We start from the raw sequence: 21,568 nt of genomic DNA, 5'->3' as shown, positions 1-21,568 counted from the left end.
GTCACAGTTCCTTTCTGATGTCGACCGCGCGCGTCAGCGTCCAGACGATCATGAGCACCACGGCGAGCAAAATGATCGCGTTGGCTGCCGCGGCGGGGAATTGCAGGTATCCCGTTTGCACCTGGATGATCTTGCCCACCGAAGCGATCTGCTGCCCGCCCATGACACCGACGGTGAGGAAGTCGCCCATCACGATCGTGACGACGAAAATGGAGCCGATCACGATGCCCGTCTTCGACAGCGGCAACACCACGTCGCGGATCACCTGCCAGCTGCTCGCGCCGCCGTCGCGCGCGGCTTCGAACAAAGAGCGGTCGATGCGCATCATTGCGTTGAAGATCGGCACGATCATGAAGAACGTGTACAGATGCACGAACGCGAGCACGACGGAGAAGCTGGAATACAGCAGCCAGTCGAGCGGCTGATCGACGAGATGCGCGGACATCAGCGCCTGATTGACGAGGCCGTTGCGGCCGAGCAGCGGAATCCACGAGATCATGCGGATCACGTTGGAGGTCCAGAACGGAATGGTGCAGACGAGAAACAGCACCGTCTGCATCGCGGTCGTGCGAACGTGAAACGCGAGGAAATACGCGATCGCGAAGCCGAGCACGAGCGTCACCGCCCAGACGATCGCGCAGAACCTGAGCGTCGACCAGTACGTCTTGAAGGTGACGCACACATCCGTCAGCGAGCCGCAACCGTCGAATATCGCCGCGTAATTCTTCAACGTGAAGGCCGGGATGATCTGATACTCGTTGAAGTCCCAGAAGCTTACGATCAACGTGATCACAAGCGGCACGATGAAGAAGAACGCGAATGTCAGCGTGAGCGGCGTGGCTTGCAGCCAGGCGCTCACGCGGCGATGGCGCGCGGGCATTCGCTTCGTTTGCTGCAGGTAGTCGACCGAGGCCATCGTTACACTCCGGGCTGATGCGTGAGGACCGTCATGCCGCGATGAATTCGTTCCACTTCTGCACCATGTAGATGTTCTCGTCCATCACGGCGTTCCAGCATGCAATCGCGCCCATGCGCTGGTTGTATGAGCCGCCGTCGCGCACGCTGCCCGCCTTTTCGAGCAACTGTCCGTCGGGCGCCTTGATGTCCTGCGCGGCGGGCTTACCCTCCATCCAGTAGTCCCATTCGTAGGCCTGCATATGCGACTTCGCCGTTTCCGTGACGCCGGGGTAATAGCCCTGGCGCATCAGATAGGCGCCCGCCCAGCCGTCCTGGAACCAGTTGACGAACTCGTACGCCGCGTCGAGCTTCTTGCCCTGCAGCGAGCGCGGAAAGCCGAAGCCCGATGCCCATGAACGATAGCCTTCCTTGAGCGGCTGGAACTTGCAGGCGATGCCCATCGTGCGCACTTTCGTGACGGCGGGCGACCACATCGACTGGATCACGACTTCGCCCGAGGCCATCAGGTTCACGCTCTCGTTGAAGTCGCGCCAGAATGCGCGGAACTGGCCGGCGCGCTTCGCTTCGATCAGTATCTTGATGGTCTGGTCGATTTCGGCTTTGGTCATGTTGCCCTTGTCGCCGTACTTCACGCGGCCCGTCGCTTCGATCGCCATGGCCGCGTCCATGATCCCGATGGCGGGAATGTTCAGCAGCGCTGCCTTGCCCTTGAATTGCGGATTGAGCAGATCGGCCCAGCTCGTCACGGGACGGGCGATCAGGTCGGGGCGAATGCCGAGCGTGTCGGCGTTGTACGTGGTCGGGATGAGCGTCATCCATTCCGTCGGCGTAGTGGAAAACTCTGTCGAACGCGCGCCCTTGAGGAACATCACTTTCTTCGGGGCGGTGCCCTGATCGCCGATCTTCTTGCCGTCCACTTCACCCTTCGTGAGCACGGGGGTGATCTTGTCGGCGAGCTTGATGCGCTTCGCGTCCATGCCCGCGAGCGTGCCGGCGGGAATGAGTTTCCTGAGCGCGAAGTACTCGGTGTCGACGATATCGAATGAATTGGGTTGCGTGATGATGCGCTTGGTGACGTCGTCGGTGGTCACGGGGATGTATTGAATCTCGATGCCCGTGTCTGCCTTGAACTTCTTTGCGATCTCCGCGCTCTGGTTGACGGCCGTGCCCAGGTAGCGCAGCGTGATTTTCTCTTGTGCGTGCACATACGGAAAACCCGCGATGCCCGCCGCCGCGACGGCGCCCTTGACGAACGTGCGGCGTGACATGCCCTTGCTGACGGTCTCTTCTTCAACGTGTTGCGCGGGTGCTGCCAGCTTGTCGTCGTTCATTGCTTTCTCCTCGAAGGAATTTATCGTTGGGTTGTGATCTTGGGCATTACGCCGCGAGCGGATGGGCGTTCTGCTCGTCCCACCAGACGGTCACGCGCGCGTCCGGTCCGAGACGTTGCGGGTCGTAGTCGGCGTCGCTCATCAGCGAGACCAGCGCGGGCGAACCATCCTGCGGATCGAGCGTGATGCGCAGGTGCGTGCCCTGGTACTCGGCTTCGCGCACCGTGCACGCGAGCCCGCCGATGCGGCTCAAGCCGCTTTCGCCCGCACTCGTGCCGGGCGTGACGCCTTGCGGCGCAATGCGCAGGCGGTCGGCGCGCACGGTGAAGAGCCGGCCGTTCGCGCCGAGCACGTTATGGCCGCCGAGAAAGCGCGCGACGAATTCCGTGCGCGGCTGGTTGAAGACCTGGAACGGTGTGCCCGTCTGTTCAATATGGCCGTGACTCATCACCACCACGAGATCGGCGAGCGCCATCGCTTCTTCCTGTGAATGCGTGACGTGCACGAAGGTAATGCCGAGTTCCTTCTGCCAGCGTTTCAGTTCGGCTCGCATCTGCACGCGCAGGAAGGGGTCGAGCGCCGAGAGCGGTTCGTCGAGCAGTAGGCAGCGCGGTTCGTTGAGCAAGGCGCGCGCGAGTGCGACGCGCTGCTGCTGGCCGCCCGAAAGCTCCGCGGGCCTGCGGTGCGCGTAGGCTGACATCTCGACGAGTTCGAGGAGTTCGCCGGCGCGGTTTCTGCGCACCTCTTTGGCGACGCCGCGCATCTTGAGGCTGAACGCGACGTTGTCGAGCGCGGACAGATGCGGAAACAGCGCATAGCTCTGAAAGACCATTGCCGTGCCGCGCGAGGCAGGCGGCTCGCGCGTGACATTGCGACCGCCGATCAGCACGTCGCCGTCGGACACCGACTCGTGACCCGCGATCATGCGCAAAGTCGAGGTCTTGCCGCAACCTGACGGACCGAGCAGGCAGCAATAAGCGCCGCCGGGAATGCGCAGGTCGATGGCGTTCACGGCGAGCGAATCGCCATAGCGCTTCGATACATGCACGAGCTCGATGTCGGCTGGGCTTGCATGAACCACAGTGGATGCCGGCTGAACCATGAAGGTTTGTCCTGAGTGTAGACACGAGTGGAATACGGCGAACGTGCGGGGGCACGGCGCATGCAGCCCGGGGGCTTTTGCAAGTCGTATGCCATTCGCGATGGTGTCGGCCGCGTGCGGGACCGGCAACGAGCGCCACCGTGCCTGCTGACCGCATGTGTCGACACGTTGGCGCACATATTGCACACGATTGCAGGCCCCGATCGTCAGCACTTGCCGATGCATTCCGTGTGCGATCGCAGTGCAGATTTCGTTCGGATTGGGGCACGAACTAACCAAACCGGATCATTCACACGTGACAATGAACGACTACAAGCGAGAGCCGTGTGCTTCGTTGGGTTTCCTAAAGACACATGGCCGATTCGACTATCAGCCGGTTCATGAAGGCAACCGCTACGCCTGGCCGAACGGCGCGCGGCTCGCGGTCTACCTTGGCTTCAACCTGGAGCACTTTGCGTTCGGCGAAGGGCTGGGCGCGGCGCTCGGGCCGCTGTCGCCGCAGCCTGACGTGCTGAACTACAGCTGGCGCGAGTACGGCAACCGCGTCGGCGCGTGGCGGTGCATCGAATTGTTCGACTCGCTCGACATGCCGGCGGGCACGCTCATCAATACGTCGCTGTACGATCACTGCCCCGCGCTGATCGACGCGTGCGTGGCGCGCGGCGACGAACTGATTGCTCACGGCCACACGAACGCGCAGCGTCAAAGCGATCTGGATCGGGACGACGAGCGCGCGCTGCTCGCGCATTGCCGCGCGCGCATCCGCGAGTGTTCCGGCGTCGTGCCGGAAGGCTGGCTGTCACCGTGGATCTCGGAGTCGCATGCGACGCCGGACCTGCTTGCCGAAACGGGCTATCGCTACACGCTCAACTGGTGTCACGACGATCGCCCCGTGCGAATGCACACGAGCGCGGGGCCGCTCTGGTCGATTCCCTATCCGCAGGAGTTGAACGATCTGCCGATGATCATGGCGCGGCAGATGGACATGCGCGATTTCGCGGACATGATCGTCGACCAGTTCGACGAAATGCTCGAGCAGACTCTGCGTACGCGCGAGTCTCAGGCGCTCGTGATGGGGATTGCGCTGCACCCGTACATCGTCGGCCAGCCATACCGGTTGCGGCATTTGCGTCGGGCGCTCGCGCATGTTGCCAACGCGCGCGACGACATCTGGCTCACCACGCCCGGCGCGATTGCGCGTCATGTCGAGGAGGCCGTGCCCGCACCGGCGCAAGCCGCATGAGCACCGTGCGTGCGGTTGCGCGGCACGGCCAGCGCGACGAGGTGAGCGCGGATGGGCGGATCTATCAGTCGATCTTCGAAGGGGTGTTGAATCAGAGGCTTACGCCTGGTACCAAGCTGCCCGAGCCGGAACTGTGCGCGCTGTTCGGCGTGGGCCGCGCGGTGGTGCGGCGCGCGCTGGAGAAGCTCGCTCATGACGGCGTCGTCGTATTGCGCCCGAACAAAGGCGCGGTGATCGCGCAACCGACGCGCGAGGAAACGCGCGAGATTTTCGAGGCGCGGCGCGCGGTCGAGCGTGCGCTCGTCGAGCTTGCGGCGCAGCGCGCGAGCGTCGAGGACATCAGCGCACTGCGCAAGCAGCTTGCCGATGAGCACGAAGCGATGCATCGCTTCGATCAGCCGTCGTGGGCGCGGCTTGCCAGCGAATTCCATCTGCGTATCGCCGCATTGTCCGGCAATGCGATTCTTGAGCGCTATCTGACGGAGCTGATCTCGCGCAGTTCGCTGATCGTCGGAGCGTACGAGCGGGTGGGCAATGCGCCCTGCGAGCATGACGAGCACACGGCTATTCTCGACTGCCTCGAATCGCGCGATGCGGAAGGTGCGATTGCGCATATGACCGCGCATCTGCAAAGTCTCGAAGCGCGCATCGAGACTTCGGACATGCCGGGAACGAAGCGGCTTGCGCATCTGCTCGGCATCGAACCGCATCGATCAACCTCTACGGAATGACATGCAAATCGACTTCGAAGCGATCACCGAATATCAGCGCTACAAGCTGATGGCGAGCCTGATCGTGCCGCGGCCCATCGCGCTCGTGACCACGCTCGGCGCGGACGGCACCGTCAATGCGGCACCGTTCTCGATGTTCAACATGGTTGGCGAGGAACCGCCGATCGTCATGGTGAGCATCAACCGGCTGGCAGACGGCACGCTGAAAGACACCGCCGTGAACATTCCGCGCGAAAAGGAGTTCGTCGTGCATCTTGCCGACGAGCCGATTGCCCAACAGATGCATCGCTGCGGCGAGCGCTTTGCGCCGGATATCAGCGAACTCGATGAGGTGGGTTTATCAGCGATGGCGTCGACGCGCGTTAAGCCGCCCCGCATCGCGGAGGCGCCCGTCGCGTTCGAATGCGCGCTGTGGGAGACCCTTGAAACGCCGAGCCGCCACATCTTTATCGGCAAGGTGCTGATGCTGCACGTGCGGGACGAGCTGATCGACATCGAAACGTGGCGAGTGCGATTGCAGCACTACTTTCCGGTGGGCCGCTTCGGCGCGAGCGACTATGTCACAACACGCGATCGCTTCCAATTGTGATGCGGGTCGCTGCCACGACCCCATGAGCACCGGCCGTGCCAAACAGGGGCTTGCAGAAGTGGAAGGAAGGTCGGTACAGTCCTTTCATATCGTCTGCAGGCCGCTTTGGCCAACTATCATGCTTCTCCGCATTCATCACGCTGCAATCATTTGCTCGAATTACGAGGTGTCTCGCCGCTTCTATACGGAGATTCTTGGCCTCCAGATAGTGGCCGAACATTACAGGGAGCACCGGCAGTCATACAAGCTGGACCTCATGCTTCCCGACGGATCGCAGGTTGAGCTGTTTTCGTTTCCCGATGCGCCGCTTCGACCGTCCTATCCTGAAGCGTGTGGCTTGCGTCATCTTGCTTTTGGCGTGAGCGACGTCGATGTCTGTAAAGCGTTGCTTGAATCAAAGGGAGTTTTCGTTGAGGACGTACGCATCGACGAATATACAAACAGGCGTTTCGTTTTCTTCGCGGACCCTGATGGACTTCCGCTGGAGCTATACGAGGTGGGGGATTGACTCAGCCACAACCAGTCGTTCTAAACCGCCGGGCAGGTCGGCGACAATCCTCGTTGTCGACCAGGTTGGCAGGCCAACCCACACGATGAATCGCAGATCCGCGCTCCCGAGGAGCGCGCGCTCATTGAGCAAAGCTTCATGAAGTCCCACAGGAGAGCAGCGTCCGAGATTTGCTCCCGAACTATCTTGTCAAAGATCTGTACGATCATGAGATCGGTAGCGTTCGGTTTGATTTGCGGAATAGGGCGTGCGTCGATTCGGTGAGGACCCTTACCCCAGCGGTTTTCAGATTCCGACGGCGTCCCCGTTCTCGCCACATTGCGTTTGAACAACTTTGCTCTGTTGTTCGAACTCGACGTCACCATCCGAATCGATGACAGGGAGGCTCAGGCCTCAGAGTCAAACGATCGGCAGTTCGATTGCAAGCTCGCCCTTTGGCCGGTAATGTCCGGACTTGCAGACCGCGGACTGACAGCCAGCAAGAGGCTGCTGCTATCGCCTGGAAAGTAGGACTGCAATCATCCGGTCGTTCCGCTGACCGGTCCTGTTCCGCAGCCGATGACCGGCATGCGTGCGACCGTTTCTATGCTCGCGTCGTAGACCGAGCCATTGCCGCCCAACTCAACGGTAGCGCGTCGGCCGCCTTCGAGCAATGCCGCCAATGCGGAGTCCATTGCGGGTGGAATGTCGAAGCGTCCCTTAGGTCCAGACAGTGTCATCGCGCCCTGGAACTCGCGGGCCGCGGCGAACACTGGAACGGAGACCGATGCCGTTTCAGGGTCTCGCTCACCGAATGAGACGGCCCACAGACGTTCGCGGATTTCTTTCCAACGCGGGTCCTCCATTTCGGTGAAAGCCAACAGAACTTTGCCTGACGCACCCTTGCCGATTGCGAACTCCTCGCCGACGCGAATCGATACGCGCACACTTCTGGCCGGCTCGACGCGATAGAGCACAAGGCGCTGGTCTCCTTGACGCACATAGAAACTAGCCGTTTCGCCAGTCTCACGGCTCAGTTGTTGAAGCAACGGTTCGACAACGGGCCCCACTTGAAATGACTGCTGATACAGCATGGCAAGGCGTAAAGGCTGATGACCGATCGCGTATTGGCCGTCGCCCAGCTTCCGTACAAAGCCACCATGTTCCAAAGCACCGAGCAACCTCAAGACGGTGCTTTTGTAGAGGCCCGTTCGGCGCGAGAGCTCACTCAGCGTGAGCCGACTGTCGGTAGCGCCAAATGCGTTAAGCAACGCGAAGGCGCGGTCCAAAACGGCAACGCCGCTCGCCACGTCACTTGTGCTTCTCTTCGGTACTGCTTCCGGCGTCACCATCGACATCCCCCAGTGATGCCATCACTGTACCGTTCTGCGTGACAGAACGCCAGTTCTAAGAAAGGGGTTAACCCCTCTTTTGCGTGCTCTTGCTTTGGCATAATGTTCTCTCTAGCAGAACGAGAGGTCTGTCAAACAGAACACAAGGAGCAATATGAACACCTCCAGCCTTCAGATATTGATCAGCGAAGTGGGTCCTCGCGATGGCCTGCAAAGCATCAAGAGCGTCCTGCCGACGGCTGCCAAGATCCGATGGATCTCGGCGCTGGCAGCCGCCGGCCTCAAGGAAATCGAGGTTGGCTCATTCGTGCCTCCAAAGCTGCTGCCGCAAATGGCAGACATTCGAGAAGTCGTTGCACATGCGTTGACCATCCGTGGCCTTCGTGTCGCAGCACTGGCTCCCAACCTGCGCGGTTCCCAAAGCGCTTTTGAAGCCGGCGTGCATAAGGTCACGCTGCCCGTCTCAGTAACCAATGAGCACTCACTGGCCAACATCCGTAAGACCACCGAGCAACTGATCGAAGAGGTCCGCAACATCGTCGCGTTGCGCAACCAGCAGTTCCCCGGAATCGCGATCGAAGCGGGCGTATCGGTTGCCTTCGGCTGCACCATCGCGGGAACGGTTACCGACGACCAGACAATCCGCATGTGTCTTGCGATGGCCGAATGTGGTGTCGATGAGATCGGCCTTTCGGACACAAGCGGCTACGCGAATCCTGCCCAGGTGCGCCGCTTATTTCGTCGGTTGCAGTCTGAAGTCGGAGAGAAGGCAGGCGGTGCCCATTTCCACAACACACGTGGACAAGGCCTCGCCAACGTCGTCGCCGCGCTAGACGTCGGCGTCACCACCATTGACGCCAGTCAGGCAGGCCTCGGTGGCTGTCCCTATGCCCCGGGCGCGACGGGAAACATCGTCACCGAAGATCTCGCTTTTCTTCTTGAAGCGATGGGCTACGACACGGGTGTCGATATCGACAAGCTCGTCGCCGCGCGCGCAATTCTCGCGGAGGCGCTTCCGGAGGAGGCACTCTACGGGCACGTGCCGGACGCGGGATTGCCAAAAGGCTTCTCGTATGCAGACGGGCGGACACCGAGCGCGCCGCAACCGGAAGGCTGTTTGTTGGGAGTGGCGCAATGAGCGACGTGAAATCGAATCAATCACTGCCATACAACGGCGTGCGTGTCGTCGAAATGACGCACATGGTGATGGGACCGACGTGCGGCATGGTGCTGGCGGACCTTGGCGCGGACGTTATCAAAGTCGAGCCGATCACTGGAGACAGTACCCGCAACCTGCGAGGTTCTGGAGCTGGGTTCTTCAGCACGTTCAACCGCAACAAGAAAAGCCTCGCCATCGACCTCAAGGATCCACGCGGCCTGGAAGTTGTTCACAAGCTGCTCGGTGGCGCAGACGTATTCAGCGAAAACTTCAAGAGCGGCACGATGGACAGGCTCGGTCTCGGCTACGTAGCGCTGTCAAAACTCAATCCCCGTCTTGTCTACGTATCGCATAAAGGCTTCCTGCCGGGGCCTTATGACCATCGCACGGCGTTGGACGAGGTTGTGCAAATGATGGGCGGCTTGGCGTACATGACCGGTCCCGAAGACAGGCCGCTCCGGGCCGGAACGAGCGTCAACGACATCATGGGCGGAATGTTTGGCGCGATCGGTGCGATGGCTGCACTTGCGCAACGCGAGCGGACGGGGCAGGGGCAGGAGGTGCAAAGCGCTTTGTTCGAAAACAACGTGTTTCTGGTCGCTCAGCACATGATGCAATTCGCCGTGACTGGCAAGCCCGCGGCACCCATGCCCAACCGCATCTCGGCATGGGCGGTCTACGATGTTTTCTCTGTCAAAGACGGCGAACAGATCTTTCTGGCGGTCGTCTCCGATACCCAATGGGCACTTTTTTGCGACGCATTCGGCCTTCAGGAGTTGAAAGCCGACGCGCGTATCGCCACGAACAATCAGCGCGTGCAAGCTCGCGAGTGGCTACTGCCCGAACTTCGCCAGCATATTAAAAAGTTCTCCGCAGCGGAAATCAGCGCCATCTTTGAGCGCTGCGGGTTGCCGTACGCGCCGATCACCAAACCACAAGATCTCTTTCACGATCCGCACCTGCTCGCAACGGGCGGACTTGCCGACGTTACCCTGCCGCCCGATGCAAGCGGAGCCGCGCAGCCGGTGGAAACGAAGACCGCGCTTCTGCCTATTACCCTCAGTGGCGAGCGGCTGCGACTCCGGGCAGCTCCCCCATCGTTAGGGCAGGACACGCAGACGCTGCTTCTGGAGTTGGGCTACTCCTTCGAGGACCTTAGCCAGCTGGAGAGGGCCGGCGTTATCAAGTGCCAGGCAACGCCTTCGGGCGATACGTCCAGTCCATCGGCAAACGAGTTAGCAAGCGCCTGATTCGACAAGCACACCAGGAAGCACTGTGTCGCGCAATACCGGAGCGCGGCGCGGTCATTCGTCCGGAGACAAAGCATGACTTCCATATCATCCAACATAGCGCGCGAAAGCCACGCGAATACTACGCTGGAACAACAAGCCGTCAAGAAGGCAGCGTGGCGTTTCATCCCGCTTCTTGCGCTGGCGTACTTCTTTAATTATCTCGACCGCACCAGCGTCGGCTTTGCTGCGCTGACGATGAACCGGGAGCTTGGCCTTACCGCCACGCAGTTTGGCTGGGGTGCTGGCATCATGTTCGCCGGATACTGTCTGTTCGAAGTGCCGAGCAATCTCGCGCTGTACCGTTTCGGCGCACGACGCTGGCTCGCGCGCATCATGATCACATGGGGCTTCTTCGCTGCCGCGACCGCTCTCGCGGTCGGCCCTACTAGCTTCTACCTGATCCGTCTGTTGCTGGGCATTGGCGAAGCAGGATTTTTCCCTGGCGTTATCTTCTTTCTGGCTGTGTGGTTCCCGGCCAGCTATCGCACTCGGGTGCTTGCGTGGTTCACGGTTTCGACGCCGCTGTCTTCATTGGTCGGAGGGCCGCTGTCAACCTGGCTCCTGAAGATGGACGGCGTGCTTGGCCTGTCCGGGTGGAGATGGATGTTTATCATCGAGGGCCTGCCGGCGTGCATTCTCGGTTTTCTTGTGCTTAAGATGCTTGCCGATAAACCGGCAGATGCCAGGTGGCTCTCGCCGGAAGAACGCCAGGCGTTGCAAGGGGCGTTTGACCGTGAGAACACCTCAAGCCAGAAAAAGAAGAATTTCGGCGCAGCCCTGAAGGATGTGCGCACATATATCCTCGCGATGATCTCCTTCGGCTTCACCATGGGTTCTTATGGCATCGGCATCTGGTTGCCGCAAATGCTCAAAGCCCATGGAATGAATCTGACGCAAACCGGCTGGGTCTCGGCGGTACCGTATTTCTTCGCGACCATCGCGCTTCTGTGGTGGGCAAAGCGGGTAGATCGTCGCGGAGCCCCTGTCGCCAACCTCGCAGCAGGCCTCTTCGTCGGTGCCGTCGCACTCGGGGTTTCGGCCCAGTTCCATCAGCTTGTTCCGGCGCTGACGGGCATCACCCTGGCGTTGATCGGCACTATCGCTGGCCGGACGGTCTTCTACACGCTGCCGGCACGCTTCCTGTCCGGTCAGGCAGCCGCTGGCGGGCTCGCGCTTATCAATTCCATCGGTGCGCTGGGTGGCTTTGCGGGGCCCTACCTTGTGGGCTACCTGAAGGACAGCTTCGGCACGTTCACCGCAGGCATGACTGGCCTGGCTGTCGTTCTCGGTGTAACGACGTTGCTGACGCTTTCCCTGTTTGCCTTTGATAAGAGGAGATAAAAGTGCAATCTGTTCATTCAAAGCGCCGACGCAGGTTGCTGGTCGCCGCCACCGCCGCGGCTGTAATGCCTGCACTGAGTGAGCGTCAAGTTTTTGCCAAAGGGGAATCGCGCAGTATGAGCACAACCAGCAATTATCTTCCTGTTCGCGCGGAGTGGCTTGCGTCCGGCACGGAAGCTGCGCTTGAGCCGGATATGCCCATCGTCGACGCGCATCATCATTTCTATGACCGTCCAGGCTGGACCTATTTGCTCGATGAGTATCTGGAGGACGCCCGGTCGGGACATAACATTACGGCATCGGTATTCATGCAGGCGCTGACCCGATACCGTACCACCGGCCCGGAGCAGCTTCGTCCGGTCGGTGAGGTCGAGTACGTTGCCCAGGTAACAGCACCGATGCAGAAGGAAAAGCCGCAGGTTGCAAAAGGCATTATCGGATATGCAGACCTGAGACGCGGCGCTGGCGTACGGGAGGTGCTTGAGGCAGAACTGGAAGCGGGTAAGGGCCGCTTGCGCGGTGTACGTCACCTTGTTACGTGGGATGCGGATTCTACTCTTGTCAATCCGCTGTCGGCAGCTCCCCGTGGGTTATTGCTGGACCCCAACTATCGCGCGGGCGTCGCTCAGCTGAAGTCGTTGGGCTTATCCTACGACGCGTGGCTTTTCTTTCCCCAGCTTCCGGAGCTGTTCGATCTGGCGAAAGATAACCCCGATACGCCCTTCATCATTAACCACTGCGGAGGTGTGGTGCGGATCGCAAGTTACGCGGACTACCGCAAGGACGTCTTTGATGTGTGGTCACGGTCAATGCGCGAACTGGCACAGTTGCCGAACGTTCATGTCAAGGTGGGCGGCCTCGGGATGCGTATCAATGGGTTTGAATTCGAGAAAGGCGAACGGCCGCCTTCGTCTATTGAGCTGGCCGAAGCCTGGAAACCATGGATGCTTACTTGCATTGAGGCGTTCGGAGCGAATCGCTGCATGTTCGAAAGCAATTTTCCGGTTGACAAGGGGTCCTATCCATTCAGCAACGGATGGAATGCGTTCAAGCGAATGACGGCCCACGCTAGTGCCGAAGAGAGGCACACGTTGTTCGGCGGAACCGCAACGAGGGTCTACCGACTCGCTTGAAACCAGGGCTGTTCAAGATGCATATCTGATCCGAAGAAGGGAAGGCCGGTGTGATCTGAAGAGCGGCCTTTCGACAACCTCGGTACGGGCAGTGTTCGCGAATCAAAAAGCGAGGCGAGGCGGCACATACCCACCATAGCCCGGACCCACGCCCGAAGACTGCGGTATGTTGTAGCCGGTCAGGAAATGGCCCGAGATGTACTTGCTGCTGCCGCCCACCGCATAGTCGACGTAGAACGCCGCGAAGGCAACGATCGGCTGAAAGGTCTTCGTGACGATGTTGCTCACAATGGGAACATAGATGACCGTGTTGCTAGGCACGGAGCTATAGAGCGTGGTCTTTGCACCCGGTTGAATGTAGATGTTGTCACCAATGCTGAGCGAGGTAGGGTTGCCGTTTTCGATCAGTCCGCGAATCGTCGGGACATCGTTCGCGACGCTGGTAAACGAAGTCCATTGACCCGCATCGCAGCCGCCGCCGTAAGCGTAGTCACTGCCAATCTGGAACTGGTATGCCTTGCCGGTTGAAGGATCGATTTTCGGCTGATTGGTACTCGAATCCCAATACGTTTGATATAGGCATTGCCCCAACGCGACGGGAAAGAGTCCTCCTGCCACGGTGCCCGGCGGAGCGGCGACCGCGACCGCCGTGGCGCTAGTCCCCACGCTGGGCACGCCTAGCAGTGCGCCGAAGGCGAGGCTGACCAATCCGCCATTCTGGCTCGCGGTGCGGCTTATTTTGACCTGCACCGCAGGGGCGTCGTTGGTGCCGGGCGTAATCGTGGTCGGCTGAAACGTTGACGGAGAACCTGCCAGGTTCCAATAGCCCGTCGTCACCGTTGCGCTCGACAACTGGATCCCGTCCGACGCATTGAGCGCGACGGCGGCAGTCGTCGCGGAGGCCGCCCCTGTCCAGTCGGGCGCACCCGCGCCATTTGCAATGAAGTGCGAGGCGCCCGCAAGCGCTGCGGCGTCTGCCGCATTCTGCAACTCGTTGCGCACCACGCTAAGCCGTGCCATGTTGATCGCGAACGCGGCGAATATGAGCAAAGGGATGAGGATGGCAACGAAGAACATAGCAACCGATCCTCGCTGCTGCGTTCGCGACGGCAATGCACGACGTTGCGGATACGCGCGAGACGTTCGGCGGGGCATCACCCGGTCACTCATAGTTCATCACGGTGATCGCACGGATCGTCACCGGGCCTGTGAGCTCGCTGAATATTGAGCCGAATACGAACCCCTGGTACCGATAGGTGACCGTTACCGTCAGGGGCGAGCCCGATGTCTGGGTCCCGACTTGGGCGACGGCGCTCGCGGACGTCGCGGGCCCTCCTGTCACCAGGCTGCCTTGCGTGTAGTTGAGCGCGATGTTCTGGATCTGCGTGCTGGTCAACGGCGTCACGCGCAGCACGACGCCCGCCCGCGCGGCTTCACGGCTCGCATTCGTGATCACTGCCTTGTCGCACAGAATCATGCTCACGTCGATGATGCCGAAGAGCACCATCAGCAGGAAAGGAAGCACGAGCACGAACTCGAGCGCGGCAATGCCTCTTTCCTCACGAAGGCATCGAGGGCCGCGCACCTTCATTTCGCAGTCTCCACGTCACGCGCTATATGATCCGCGGGCAGGGCGCCCACACGAGTGGCGGCTGGCGCTCCAGTCGGCTGCCCAAGTCTCGAGCGAAGCGTCTCGTAGAAGCGCAGATTGTCCTCGACCGATCCGGGGGGCAGGTCGGCCTGCAGGATCTGTTTCGCCGCGTTCCTGTTGCCGAGCAGCGCATATGCGAGCGCAAGGTTCTGGCGCGCCTGCGGCGGCGCATTGGCGAGCCCCGCAATCTCTAGGAGCACGTTCGCGGCTTCTCGTGGCTTGTTAGCGAGGATCAGCGACAACCCGAGGTCCGTCGTCAGGCCCTGCGCTTCCGGATGCGCGCGCAACGCGGCGCGATAGACGGCCTGCGCTTCATCGTGGCGGCCTTGCAGATCGAGCACCGTACCGAGACCCTCGGCCGTGACTGGATTGTCTGGAAGCTGGGCCGCGAGCGAACGGTAAAGCGCTGACGCATCGTCGAGCCGGCGCTGCCGCAGGGCTACCCGGGCGAGACCGAGCTTTGACCTCAGATTCGACGGCGCGGAGTCCGCCGTGCGCGCATACAGCACGCGTGCGCGTTCGAGGTCACCGGCCTGGTACACGGTATCGGCCAAACCCAGTTGCGCTTCAATCGAGTCGGGTTTGGCTTGCAAGGCTTTGTCGTACAAGGTCAGGGCGAGTTCAGTATTGCCCGACGAGAGCGCGCTGTCGGCAATGTGCAGATCGCTCGCAGGGCCGAGTTTCTGCTGCGCTGATACAGGCCACGAATTGGTGGCGCCCGGGCTTCCACATCCTGCAAGGGAAAGGGCCGTGACAACCGAAGCCACGGCGAGCGAACGGCAAGACGAAATGACGTGTTTCATTTGAACACCGCGATGAGTTGAATGACAGCAGGGCCGGCCGCGATCAGGCCCACCGTCGGCAACACGAACAGCATCATGGGCAAGGTCATTTTCGGGGCGAGCTTAGCGGCCTTTTCTTCAAGTGCGAATATTTGGGCGGCACGTTCGGCGCGCGACAGCATGCGCAGCGACTGGGTGATCGGCGTGCCGTACTGCTGCGATTGAATCAGCGTCGTGACCAGTCCGCGTACCGACGCAAGACCGATACGGTCTGCCATATTCCGCAGTGCGGTGGCGCTGTCGGTGCCCATTTGCAACTCGTCTGCTGCGACGGAAAGTTCGTCCGCGAGCGGCGGGCAGATAGGCGTCAATTCGTGCGCAACGCGCTTGATCGCGACGACGAGGCTGTTGCCCGCATTCGTGCAGATTACGAGCAGATCGAGCGCGTCCGGCAGGCACGATGAGATCGCCCTCTGTCTGCGGCTGATCAGAAATCCGAGCGCGTACTCCGGCACAATCATGCCGACGATGAAAGCCGCGGCCAGCATCAGCACCCGAAAGACAAAGTATTCGCCGACGCGCGGCACCTGCGCGCCGAACACGATGGCGACGAGCGCAAGCAGCGACCCCACGACGATTTTCATACCCACCAGTCCTGCCACCGTGCGCCGGTCGCGAAAGCCGGCAGTCGCGAGCTGCCTGGCGAGCTTCTCGCGCTGAAACGCATTGAGAATTGGCACGCGTTCGCCGATCTGTGCTACGCGCCCCGTCAGCCGCTGCCGCATGTTCGCAAGCGTGCGGTCGTCTGCGGCCGGATCGGCGACCCGGTGCGCGGCGGCTTGCCGCACGCGTTGCGCAATCCGATGGCGTGTGCTCCCGGTGCGAAGCAGGATCAGGAGAACGGCGCTGATCAGCACGATGAGCAGCGCGAGGTTCGTAAGAGTACCGGCATCCGTGATGTTCATCGCGAGGTATCCAGTTGCGAAATTTTCCGCACCATCCAGAGTCCGATCGTCAGCAATACTGCGGAGAGCGTGAGGATCTTGTGCCCGGCGCGTGTGATGAAGAGCAGTTCGATGTAGGGCCGGTTGACGATGTAAAGCATGCCCGTGATCGCGAACGGCACAGCCGAAATGATGTTGGTCGCAAGCCGGCCCTCCGCGGTCAGCGCCTTCGTCTTCAGGCGGATATCGCGCCGGCTGCGGATGATCGACGCGAGGTTTTCAAGCGTCTCCGCGAGATTGCCGCCCGTCTCACGCTGCAGCAGCAGACAGACGGAAAAGAACGCGAAGTCGGCGATCTCCAGCCGCTTCACGGCCTGGTCCAGCACGTCGGGCAGATCCGCGCCGAGGCGCAGCGCATCGCCCATCGTGCGAAACGTTGAGCGCACCGGCTCGTCGGCCTCGCGGCCGGCCGTGCTGATGGCCTGCACGACCGGAATGCCGGCGCGCACCGCCCGGATGATCAGATCCAGCGTGTCGGGAAATGCGGTCAGGAAGCGGGTGCGGAACCGCGCGATCAGGAAACGATACGTCGCCCGCACCGCAAAGAGCGGCAGACCGATGACGGCGATAGCGCCCGCCCATTCAGGAGCCGAAGCCAGCTTGACGCCCACGAGCGCAGCGATGAAGGTGATGATCGCGACGGCCGCGATCAGCCGGAAACCGCTCCCGCCGCTCCCGCCGCTCACCACGCGCACGCGTTGCGCGTGCTTCTGCAACCACGAGAGCAACGCGCCGCTATCCCCAGTGTGGCGCCGCCGGCTAAAGAGTTCCTGCTCCTGCTCCGGCTTGCGAGGGCCCCCTTTTCGCTGGCGAGCGACGTCGGCGCCCAGCTCGTCGATCCGGCTGCGAATACGTGGCGCTGTCCGGCGCCGAGCCATATCGCGCAGCGACGACACCATCATGCCCGCGATCAGGATCGCGAAAAAAGCGCCGGCGGCGACGACATCGGCGGGCGTCATGGCCGCATCGCCTCAAGCAGTTGCTCTTCGAGCCCGTAGTACGCCGCTCGCGCCGAGAACACCGGGCGCAACGACGACGACTCGAACGCGCCACGTACCTCGTCCTGATACACGGTGGTGTCGAAGCGGAACGTAAAGAGGTCTTGAGTAATGACGACGTCGCCTTCCATTCCGGCGACCTCGGTGATGCGCGTGACGCGACGCATGCCGTCACGCATCCGCTCGATCTGCAGGATCAGGTGCACCGCGCTCGCGATCTGCCGGCGTATCGACAGCAGCGGGAGATTGCCGTTCGCCATCATCACCATGCTCTCAAGCCGGGTGATCGCATCGCGCGGCGTGTTCGCGTGGATCGTCGTCATGGAGCCATCGTGCCCGGTGTTCATTGCCTGCAGCACGTCGAACGCCTCCGCCCCGCGTGTTTCGCCGAGGATGATGCGGTCGGGACGCATCCGCAGCGCATTGCGCACCAGATCGCGCTGCGAAACGGAGCCAAGACCCTCGGCGTTCTCCGGACGCGTCTCGAGGCTCACGACATGCGGCTGCTGCAATTGAAGCTCGGCCGCGTCTTCAATGGTGACGATCCGCTCATGCTCGTCGATATGATGGGACAGCGCATTGAGAAGCGTCGTCTTGCCAGACCCCGTGCCGCCGGAGATCACGACATTGAGTCTGCACGCGCCGGCGATCTTCAGCATTCGCGTCATTGCAGGCGACATGTTGCCCTGCTGCGCCATCCGGGCGAGCGTGATGTTGCGCTTCGCGAACTTGCGGATCGAGATCGACGCGCCCCGAATTGCGATGGGCGGAAGGACGACGTTGACGCGACTGCCGTCGGCGAGACGCGCGTCGACCATCGGACTGCTTTCATCGACGCGGCGCCCGACCGCCGCGGCAATGCGCTGCGCGACGTTGATCACATGCGCGTTGTCGCGGAACTTGAGCGGCGTCAGTTCCAGCCGGCCGTGCCGCTCCGCGTACACCTGATCCGGCCCATTGACGAGGATGTCGGTCACCGATTCGTCGGCGAGCAGCGGCTCGATTGGGCCGACACCAAACATGTCATTGAGTATTTCGTTGACGATCAGCGTTTGCTCGGCCGTCGTCACATTGAGCCGCTCGCGCATGACCACTTCCGCGGCGATCTGCTCGATGCCTGCGCGCACCTGCTCGCGCGACATCATCAACGCGGCCGACATGTTCATCGAGGCGAACACGACAGTGCGTATCTTCTTGAAGTTGTCCGAGCGGATCAGCGCTTCATGCTTGTCGATCGGAGCGGCCGCGCGCACCGGCGTCGCCTCGACTTGCGGCGGCTCTGCGCTCATTCTGGCGCCTGCCCTGGCGGCCGCTTCACTATCTGCCACGGGCGGCACGACGGCGGTGTAGGTCCTTTTGCCGAACGTCATGTGCGGCCCCTGTTGCCGACAAAACGCTCATACCAGCGCTTGCGCGGCGCCGCCTCCGTTCGGCCGGTCAACATGTTGGCCAGCTCGACCACGGCAGAGGTAAAAGGCGTCGGCTTGCCGGCCGCGACCGGTTCGCTGAGATTCTCCGCAGCCGCGAGCGTTTTCGGTTCGTAGGGAAACTCGTACATGGATGCGCGACCGAGCGCGCGCTGGAAGTCGGCGGCGGCGACCCGGCCCGCCACGGGTTCATGCGGATTGTTCAGCAGCAGCGTGATCGTCGGATCGCTGTCGCGTTCTTCGGCGAACCGCAGCAGGCGGGCCGTTTGGCGGGCCGCATGGACGGAGCGGTCCGAGGTGATATAGACGAATGCGGACGCGTCGAGTGCTTCTTCAGCGAGCATCCCGGTGACGCCCGACAAGTCGAGCATCACGTAGTGGAAATGCCGCTTCAGCGCATTGACGAGCTCCGAGATCGCACCCGGACGACACACGAACTCGTTGCCGTATGGCAGTTCGGACGACAGTACGAGAAGCTGGTTGCTCTTCGCGACGAGCATCCGGCCGATCAGCGGCGCATCGATGCGCTGCGGGTTCTGCAACAGTTCGGTCAGCCCGTTATTGGTGGTCAGTCCCAACATGGAGTTGGCGGCCCCGCCGCGGAAATCGAGGTCGACATACGCGATGCGTCGACGCGTGACGTCGGCCAGGTGGCGCGCGAGCGACACTGCGATGGTGGTCGTACCGACTCCCCCGCGGGCACCGACGAAGCTGACGGCGTTGCCGGTGCGCACGGCGGCGGCCGGGTCGCGCGCCGTCAGCGCGCGCTGCAGAAGGCCGACCGAAAGCGGCTTGAAAAGATAGTCGTGGACTCCAGCGCCGAGCAGACTGCGATAAAGGTCCACGTCATTGCGTTCCCCCACCACCACCACGGCGACGGACGGGTCGCAGACGTCTGAAAGACGCGCGAGATCGCTGATCGGCATCTCGGAGCCGGAGACGTCGACGATCAGTTGCCTCGGAGAATGATCAAGATTTCCAAGCAACCGGATCGCGTCGTCGATTGTTCCTCTGCGCACGCATGCGCTCTCTATCGATTGATCGACGATCAGGTTCTTCACGGCGATCTCACTGTCGCGATCGGACACGACCGCCAGCAGATCATCAGCGTTGATTTCGCTACTGCTGGTGACTCTGAGGAACGATTCGATGGCGCTCACTGGAATGCTCCGTGATCAATGAACCACGTTGGTGGTTGTCGAGGTCGAATTGAGCGGAGTCGCGCGCCCTTCTTCGTAACGGCGCACCGCGCTCGCTCCGAGCGCTGCGTCGGCTCCTGCGTAAGGAATCGGCGCGACCAGGTCCGCCGGGCGCGCAAGCATGACGGCCAGGTTCGTGTACGTGGCACAGCCAAAAGCGACACCAGGACGGCCGAATCCCGCATCCACCAGATGCGACGGCTGCATGAGCGTCGCGCAGTCGGGCGGCACGGCATGCGAGCCGTCGAACCCCATCACCGATGAATCGGGCATGCCGAGCGGCGGATGCGCCGACATGCAGCCCGCTATCGCAGCGAGCAGGGCGAGAGAGAAAAGGCGCGCAATCATGGCATGACTCCCGGTTCAATAAACAAAGCCCGCTGCTCCGACGAGACGCGGGGCGTCGCCGGACAGCGGATCGATGCCGAGCGAACGCTGCAGCGCGTATTCGACATCGCCGGCTGCGTGCGTCACGCCGTCGAGCGGCTGGCGCAGTTGCCCGGGACCAGTGGGTTGCACGATGTAAGGCGTGACAATGACGATGACTTCGCTCTTGTTGTTTATGTAGTTTTTGGACGAGAACAGCTTGCCGAGGATCGGCAGGCGGCCGAGACCTGGAAGCTCGGCGAGTATGTCGCTCGTCTTGCTTTGCAGCAGACCGCCGATGGCGAAGCTTTGCCCGCTCGACAGCTCGACGGTGGTGTCCACCCGCCGCACGGTCAGCGCGGGAATCTTGATGCTGTCCAGCGTGACCGAGTTGCTCGGGTCGATGTCGCTGACCTCCGGACGTACTTTCAGGCTGATCCGGTTATCGGCCAGTACGGTTGGTGTGAAGTCGAGCGACACGCCGTAAGGCTTGAAGGCGACGGTGATGGCCCCCGTCGTGTCCTGCGCGACCGGGACTGGAAACTCTCCGCCCGCAAGAAAGCTTGCGGTCTGGCCGGACATCGCGGTCAGGTTCGGCTCGGCGAGCATTGTGATGAGCCCTTCCTGATCGAGCGCATCGAGTACGGCCTCGATGCTGACGTTCTTCGTATGGAAACCCGCCAAGGTCGAGAACGCGCCGGTCGACGACAGGAGGAAACGATTGGTGACCGAATCGAACAACTGGCGCCCGCTGAAAAGGCCACCAACGAAATTGCCGACCGAACCGAGCGAGCTCCAGTTGATGCCGAGTTCCTGCGTGATGTTTCGGTCTACTTCGGTAACCCGCACGCGCAGATTCACCTGGATTGGATGATCCAATGTGAGGCGGTTGACCAGCGTTTCCTTGTCGCGCAGCGACGGTTTGAGCGACTCGACGACCGCATCGGCATCCGCCGCGGCTGGCACGCGGCCGGCAACCATCAGCGATCCCGGCGCGCTGGTGAGGGTGAGGTGCAACTGTGGGAAACGCGCATCCAGCATGCGTTGCACCGACTGCGTATCGACGTTGACCTCAATGGTCTTGCGAAGGATCGTGCGATTGTTTGCACCCAGTGCGAAGAGCGTCGTCGTGCCCGCTTTCTTGCCGAGCACGAATACCGTTTCCGGCGTCGGCACATGCACGTCGGCGACATCTGGATCGGCAACGAATACGGCGACGGCCGGCGCGGGCAGCTTCACCATCTCGCCCTTGCCCGCGGGTATGAGCAGCGTCCCTTGGCCGTCTGCCGCATACGCGAAGTTCATGCATGCGACGCAGCACAGGACGGCAGCGCACGAAAAGAGCGTCGATGCGAACCGACGCCACGGGCGATGAAATGAGAAAACAACGTGCAACATAGCCTTTCCTGTATGAATCCTGCACACCCTTCGCGTGGGCGAACCCCTTTGAGTCGGCAAACCAC

At 61.6% G+C, this 21,568-nt stretch carries 21 protein-coding genes; 8 read left to right on the top strand and 13 right to left on the bottom strand.

Annotation, left to right across the window (positions count from 1 at the left end; translation table 11 throughout):
* Window position 1 precedes the first annotated feature (1 nt).
* From OH764_RS25210 to OH764_RS25200, 3 genes are read right to left on the bottom strand one after another with little or no spacing between them, the layout of a single operon-like run.
* Window positions 2-916: an ABC transporter permease gene (locus OH764_RS25210; RefSeq protein ID WP_020067995.1), complete on the bottom strand. Its 915-nt coding sequence runs from the start codon at window positions 914-916 to the stop codon at window positions 2-4.
* A gap of 31 nt (window positions 917-947) precedes the next feature.
* On the bottom strand, window positions 948-2,249 hold the full coding sequence (locus OH764_RS25205; RefSeq protein WP_020067994.1) for an ABC transporter substrate-binding protein: 1,302 nt from the start codon (window positions 2,247-2,249) through the stop codon (window positions 948-950).
* Between the two features lie 46 nt (window positions 2,250-2,295).
* Entirely contained in the window at window positions 2,296-3,351 is a 1,056-nt protein-coding gene (locus OH764_RS25200; protein WP_498848918.1) for an ABC transporter ATP-binding protein, read from the bottom strand.
* 301 nt (window positions 3,352-3,652) lie between these two features.
* On the opposite strand from OH764_RS25200, the gene OH764_RS25195 reads away from it, so the two are divergent.
* The 4 genes from OH764_RS25195 to gloA2 all read left to right on the top strand — a co-directional run bounded on the left by OH764_RS25195 (window position 3,653) and on the right by gloA2 (window position 6,422).
* A complete protein-coding gene (locus OH764_RS25195; protein ID WP_498848917.1) occupies window positions 3,653-4,594 on the top strand; it encodes a polysaccharide deacetylase family protein in 942 nt (313 codons plus the stop codon).
* The gene (locus OH764_RS25190) at window positions 4,591-5,325 is read left to right on the top strand and encodes a GntR family transcriptional regulator (RefSeq protein ID WP_408192147.1); all 735 of its coding nucleotides are present in this window, start codon (window positions 4,591-4,593) and stop codon (window positions 5,323-5,325) included. Before OH764_RS25195 ends, OH764_RS25190 begins: the two co-directional genes overlap by 4 nt.
* Before the next feature lies 1 nt (window position 5,326).
* A complete protein-coding gene (locus OH764_RS25185; protein ID WP_498848916.1) occupies window positions 5,327-5,914 on the top strand; it encodes a flavin reductase family protein in 588 nt (195 codons plus the stop codon).
* Window positions 5,915-6,032: 118 nt separating this feature from the next.
* Window positions 6,033-6,422: a VOC family protein gene (gene gloA2, locus OH764_RS25180; protein WP_498851289.1), complete on the top strand. Its 390-nt coding sequence runs from the start codon at window positions 6,033-6,035 to the stop codon at window positions 6,420-6,422.
* A gap of 518 nt (window positions 6,423-6,940) precedes the next feature.
* Here gloA2 and OH764_RS25175 read toward each other — a convergent pair.
* Entirely contained in the window at window positions 6,941-7,759 is an 819-nt protein-coding gene (locus tag OH764_RS25175) for an IclR family transcriptional regulator (protein WP_498848915.1), read from the bottom strand.
* 148 nt (window positions 7,760-7,907) lie between these two features.
* Between OH764_RS25175 and OH764_RS25170 the strand changes: the two genes are divergently transcribed.
* From OH764_RS25170 to OH764_RS25155, 4 genes are all read left to right on the top strand, one after another.
* Window positions 7,908-8,891, top strand: coding sequence for a hydroxymethylglutaryl-CoA lyase (locus OH764_RS25170; RefSeq protein WP_498848914.1), 984 nt, complete (start codon window positions 7,908-7,910; stop codon window positions 8,889-8,891).
* Window positions 8,888-10,162 (top strand): CaiB/BaiF CoA transferase family protein, encoded by a 1,275-nt coding sequence (locus tag OH764_RS25165; RefSeq protein WP_498848913.1) that lies wholly within the window; start codon window positions 8,888-8,890, stop codon window positions 10,160-10,162. Before OH764_RS25170 ends, OH764_RS25165 begins: the two co-directional genes overlap by 4 nt.
* Before the next feature lie 75 nt (window positions 10,163-10,237).
* Window positions 10,238-11,545 (top strand): MFS transporter, encoded by a 1,308-nt coding sequence (locus OH764_RS25160; RefSeq protein ID WP_498848912.1) that lies wholly within the window; start codon window positions 10,238-10,240, stop codon window positions 11,543-11,545.
* A 65-nt stretch (window positions 11,546-11,610) separates the two neighbouring features.
* Entirely contained in the window at window positions 11,611-12,678 is a 1,068-nt protein-coding gene (locus OH764_RS25155; RefSeq protein WP_498851288.1) for an amidohydrolase family protein, read from the top strand.
* Between the two features lie 102 nt (window positions 12,679-12,780).
* On the opposite strand, the gene OH764_RS25150 is transcribed toward OH764_RS25155, so the two are convergent.
* Genes OH764_RS25150 through OH764_RS25110 form a run of 9 tightly spaced genes read right to left on the bottom strand, consistent with a single transcriptional unit; the run spans window position 12,781 to window position 21,410 of the window.
* Complete coding sequence (locus OH764_RS25150; RefSeq protein WP_498848911.1) at window positions 12,781-13,848, bottom strand: TadG family pilus assembly protein; 1,068 nt, start codon at window positions 13,846-13,848, stop codon at window positions 12,781-12,783.
* Complete coding sequence (locus OH764_RS25145) at window positions 13,841-14,269, bottom strand: TadE/TadG family type IV pilus assembly protein (RefSeq protein ID WP_498848910.1); 429 nt, start codon at window positions 14,267-14,269, stop codon at window positions 13,841-13,843. Before OH764_RS25145 ends, OH764_RS25150 begins: the two co-directional genes overlap by 8 nt.
* Window positions 14,266-15,132, bottom strand: a complete 867-nt coding sequence (locus tag OH764_RS25140) for a tetratricopeptide repeat protein (protein ID WP_498848909.1) — start codon at window positions 15,130-15,132, stop codon at window positions 14,266-14,268. Before OH764_RS25140 ends, OH764_RS25145 begins: the two co-directional genes overlap by 4 nt.
* Window positions 15,129-16,070, bottom strand: coding sequence for a type II secretion system F family protein (locus OH764_RS25135; protein WP_498851287.1), 942 nt, complete (start codon window positions 16,068-16,070; stop codon window positions 15,129-15,131). Before OH764_RS25135 ends, OH764_RS25140 begins: the two co-directional genes overlap by 4 nt.
* Window positions 16,071-16,072: 2 nt before the next feature.
* Complete coding sequence (locus OH764_RS25130; RefSeq protein ID WP_498848908.1) at window positions 16,073-17,074, bottom strand: type II secretion system F family protein; 1,002 nt, start codon at window positions 17,072-17,074, stop codon at window positions 16,073-16,075.
* Window positions 17,071-18,483 carry a TadA family conjugal transfer-associated ATPase gene (locus OH764_RS25125; RefSeq protein ID WP_498848907.1) on the bottom strand — a complete coding sequence of 471 codons (1,413 nt, stop codon included), beginning with the start codon at window positions 18,481-18,483 and terminating at the stop codon, window positions 17,071-17,073. Before OH764_RS25125 ends, OH764_RS25130 begins: the two co-directional genes overlap by 4 nt.
* Complete coding sequence (locus OH764_RS25120) at window positions 18,480-19,700, bottom strand: CpaE/TadZ family protein (RefSeq protein ID WP_498848906.1); 1,221 nt, start codon at window positions 19,698-19,700, stop codon at window positions 18,480-18,482. Before OH764_RS25120 ends, OH764_RS25125 begins: the two co-directional genes overlap by 4 nt.
* Window positions 19,701-19,715: 15 nt before the next feature.
* The gene (locus tag OH764_RS25115) at window positions 19,716-20,087 is read right to left on the bottom strand and encodes a CpaD family pilus assembly lipoprotein (protein ID WP_408416556.1); all 372 of its coding nucleotides are present in this window, start codon (window positions 20,085-20,087) and stop codon (window positions 19,716-19,718) included.
* 15 nt (window positions 20,088-20,102) lie between these two features.
* Window positions 20,103-21,410, bottom strand: coding sequence for a type II and III secretion system protein family protein (locus OH764_RS25110; RefSeq protein ID WP_498848905.1), 1,308 nt, complete (start codon window positions 21,408-21,410; stop codon window positions 20,103-20,105).
* Between the last annotated feature and the right edge of the window lie 158 nt (window positions 21,411-21,568).

Origin of the sequence: Burkholderia sp. M6-3, from assembly GCF_050858985.1 — a bacterium.
Taxonomy (GTDB): domain Bacteria; phylum Pseudomonadota; class Gammaproteobacteria; order Burkholderiales; family Burkholderiaceae; genus Paraburkholderia; species Paraburkholderia caledonica.
This window is presented reverse-complemented; position numbering and strand designations above follow the sequence as displayed.

What these genes read in the sequence shown, in the direction of transcription:
- OH764_RS25210 (WP_020067995.1), bottom strand. Translation starts at nt 916, where the DNA reads ATGGCCTCGGTCGACTACCTGCAGCAAACGAAGCGAATGCCCGCGCGC.
- OH764_RS25205 (WP_020067994.1), bottom strand. Translation starts at nt 2,249, where the DNA reads ATGAACGACGACAAGCTGGCAGCACCCGCGCAACACGTTGAAGAAGAG.
- OH764_RS25200 (WP_498848918.1), bottom strand. Translation starts at nt 3,351, where the DNA reads ATGGTTCAGCCGGCATCCACTGTGGTTCATGCAAGCCCAGCCGACATC.
- OH764_RS25195 (WP_498848917.1), top strand. Translation starts at nt 3,653, where the DNA reads ATGAACGACTACAAGCGAGAGCCGTGTGCTTCGTTGGGTTTCCTAAAG.
- OH764_RS25190 (WP_408192147.1), top strand. Translation starts at nt 4,591, where the DNA reads ATGAGCACCGTGCGTGCGGTTGCGCGGCACGGCCAGCGCGACGAGGTG.
- OH764_RS25185 (WP_498848916.1), top strand. Translation starts at nt 5,327, where the DNA reads ATGCAAATCGACTTCGAAGCGATCACCGAATATCAGCGCTACAAGCTG.
- gloA2 (WP_498851289.1), top strand. Translation starts at nt 6,033, where the DNA reads ATGCTTCTCCGCATTCATCACGCTGCAATCATTTGCTCGAATTACGAG.
- OH764_RS25175 (WP_498848915.1), bottom strand. Translation starts at nt 7,759, where the DNA reads ATGTCGATGGTGACGCCGGAAGCAGTACCGAAGAGAAGCACAAGTGAC.
- OH764_RS25170 (WP_498848914.1), top strand. Translation starts at nt 7,908, where the DNA reads ATGAACACCTCCAGCCTTCAGATATTGATCAGCGAAGTGGGTCCTCGC.
- OH764_RS25165 (WP_498848913.1), top strand. Translation starts at nt 8,888, where the DNA reads ATGAGCGACGTGAAATCGAATCAATCACTGCCATACAACGGCGTGCGT.
- OH764_RS25160 (WP_498848912.1), top strand. Translation starts at nt 10,238, where the DNA reads ATGACTTCCATATCATCCAACATAGCGCGCGAAAGCCACGCGAATACT.
- OH764_RS25155 (WP_498851288.1), top strand. Translation starts at nt 11,611, where the DNA reads ATGCCTGCACTGAGTGAGCGTCAAGTTTTTGCCAAAGGGGAATCGCGC.
- OH764_RS25150 (WP_498848911.1), bottom strand. Translation starts at nt 13,848, where the DNA reads ATGAGTGACCGGGTGATGCCCCGCCGAACGTCTCGCGCGTATCCGCAA.
- OH764_RS25145 (WP_498848910.1), bottom strand. Translation starts at nt 14,269, where the DNA reads ATGAAGGTGCGCGGCCCTCGATGCCTTCGTGAGGAAAGAGGCATTGCC.
- OH764_RS25140 (WP_498848909.1), bottom strand. Translation starts at nt 15,132, where the DNA reads ATGAAACACGTCATTTCGTCTTGCCGTTCGCTCGCCGTGGCTTCGGTT.
- OH764_RS25130 (WP_498848908.1), bottom strand. Translation starts at nt 17,074, where the DNA reads ATGACGCCCGCCGATGTCGTCGCCGCCGGCGCTTTTTTCGCGATCCTG.
- OH764_RS25125 (WP_498848907.1), bottom strand. Translation starts at nt 18,483, where the DNA reads ATGACGTTCGGCAAAAGGACCTACACCGCCGTCGTGCCGCCCGTGGCA.
- OH764_RS25115 (WP_408416556.1), bottom strand. Translation starts at nt 20,087, where the DNA reads ATGATTGCGCGCCTTTTCTCTCTCGCCCTGCTCGCTGCGATAGCGGGC.
- OH764_RS25110 (WP_498848905.1), bottom strand. Translation starts at nt 21,410, where the DNA reads ATGAACTTCGCGTATGCGGCAGACGGCCAAGGGACGCTGCTCATACCC.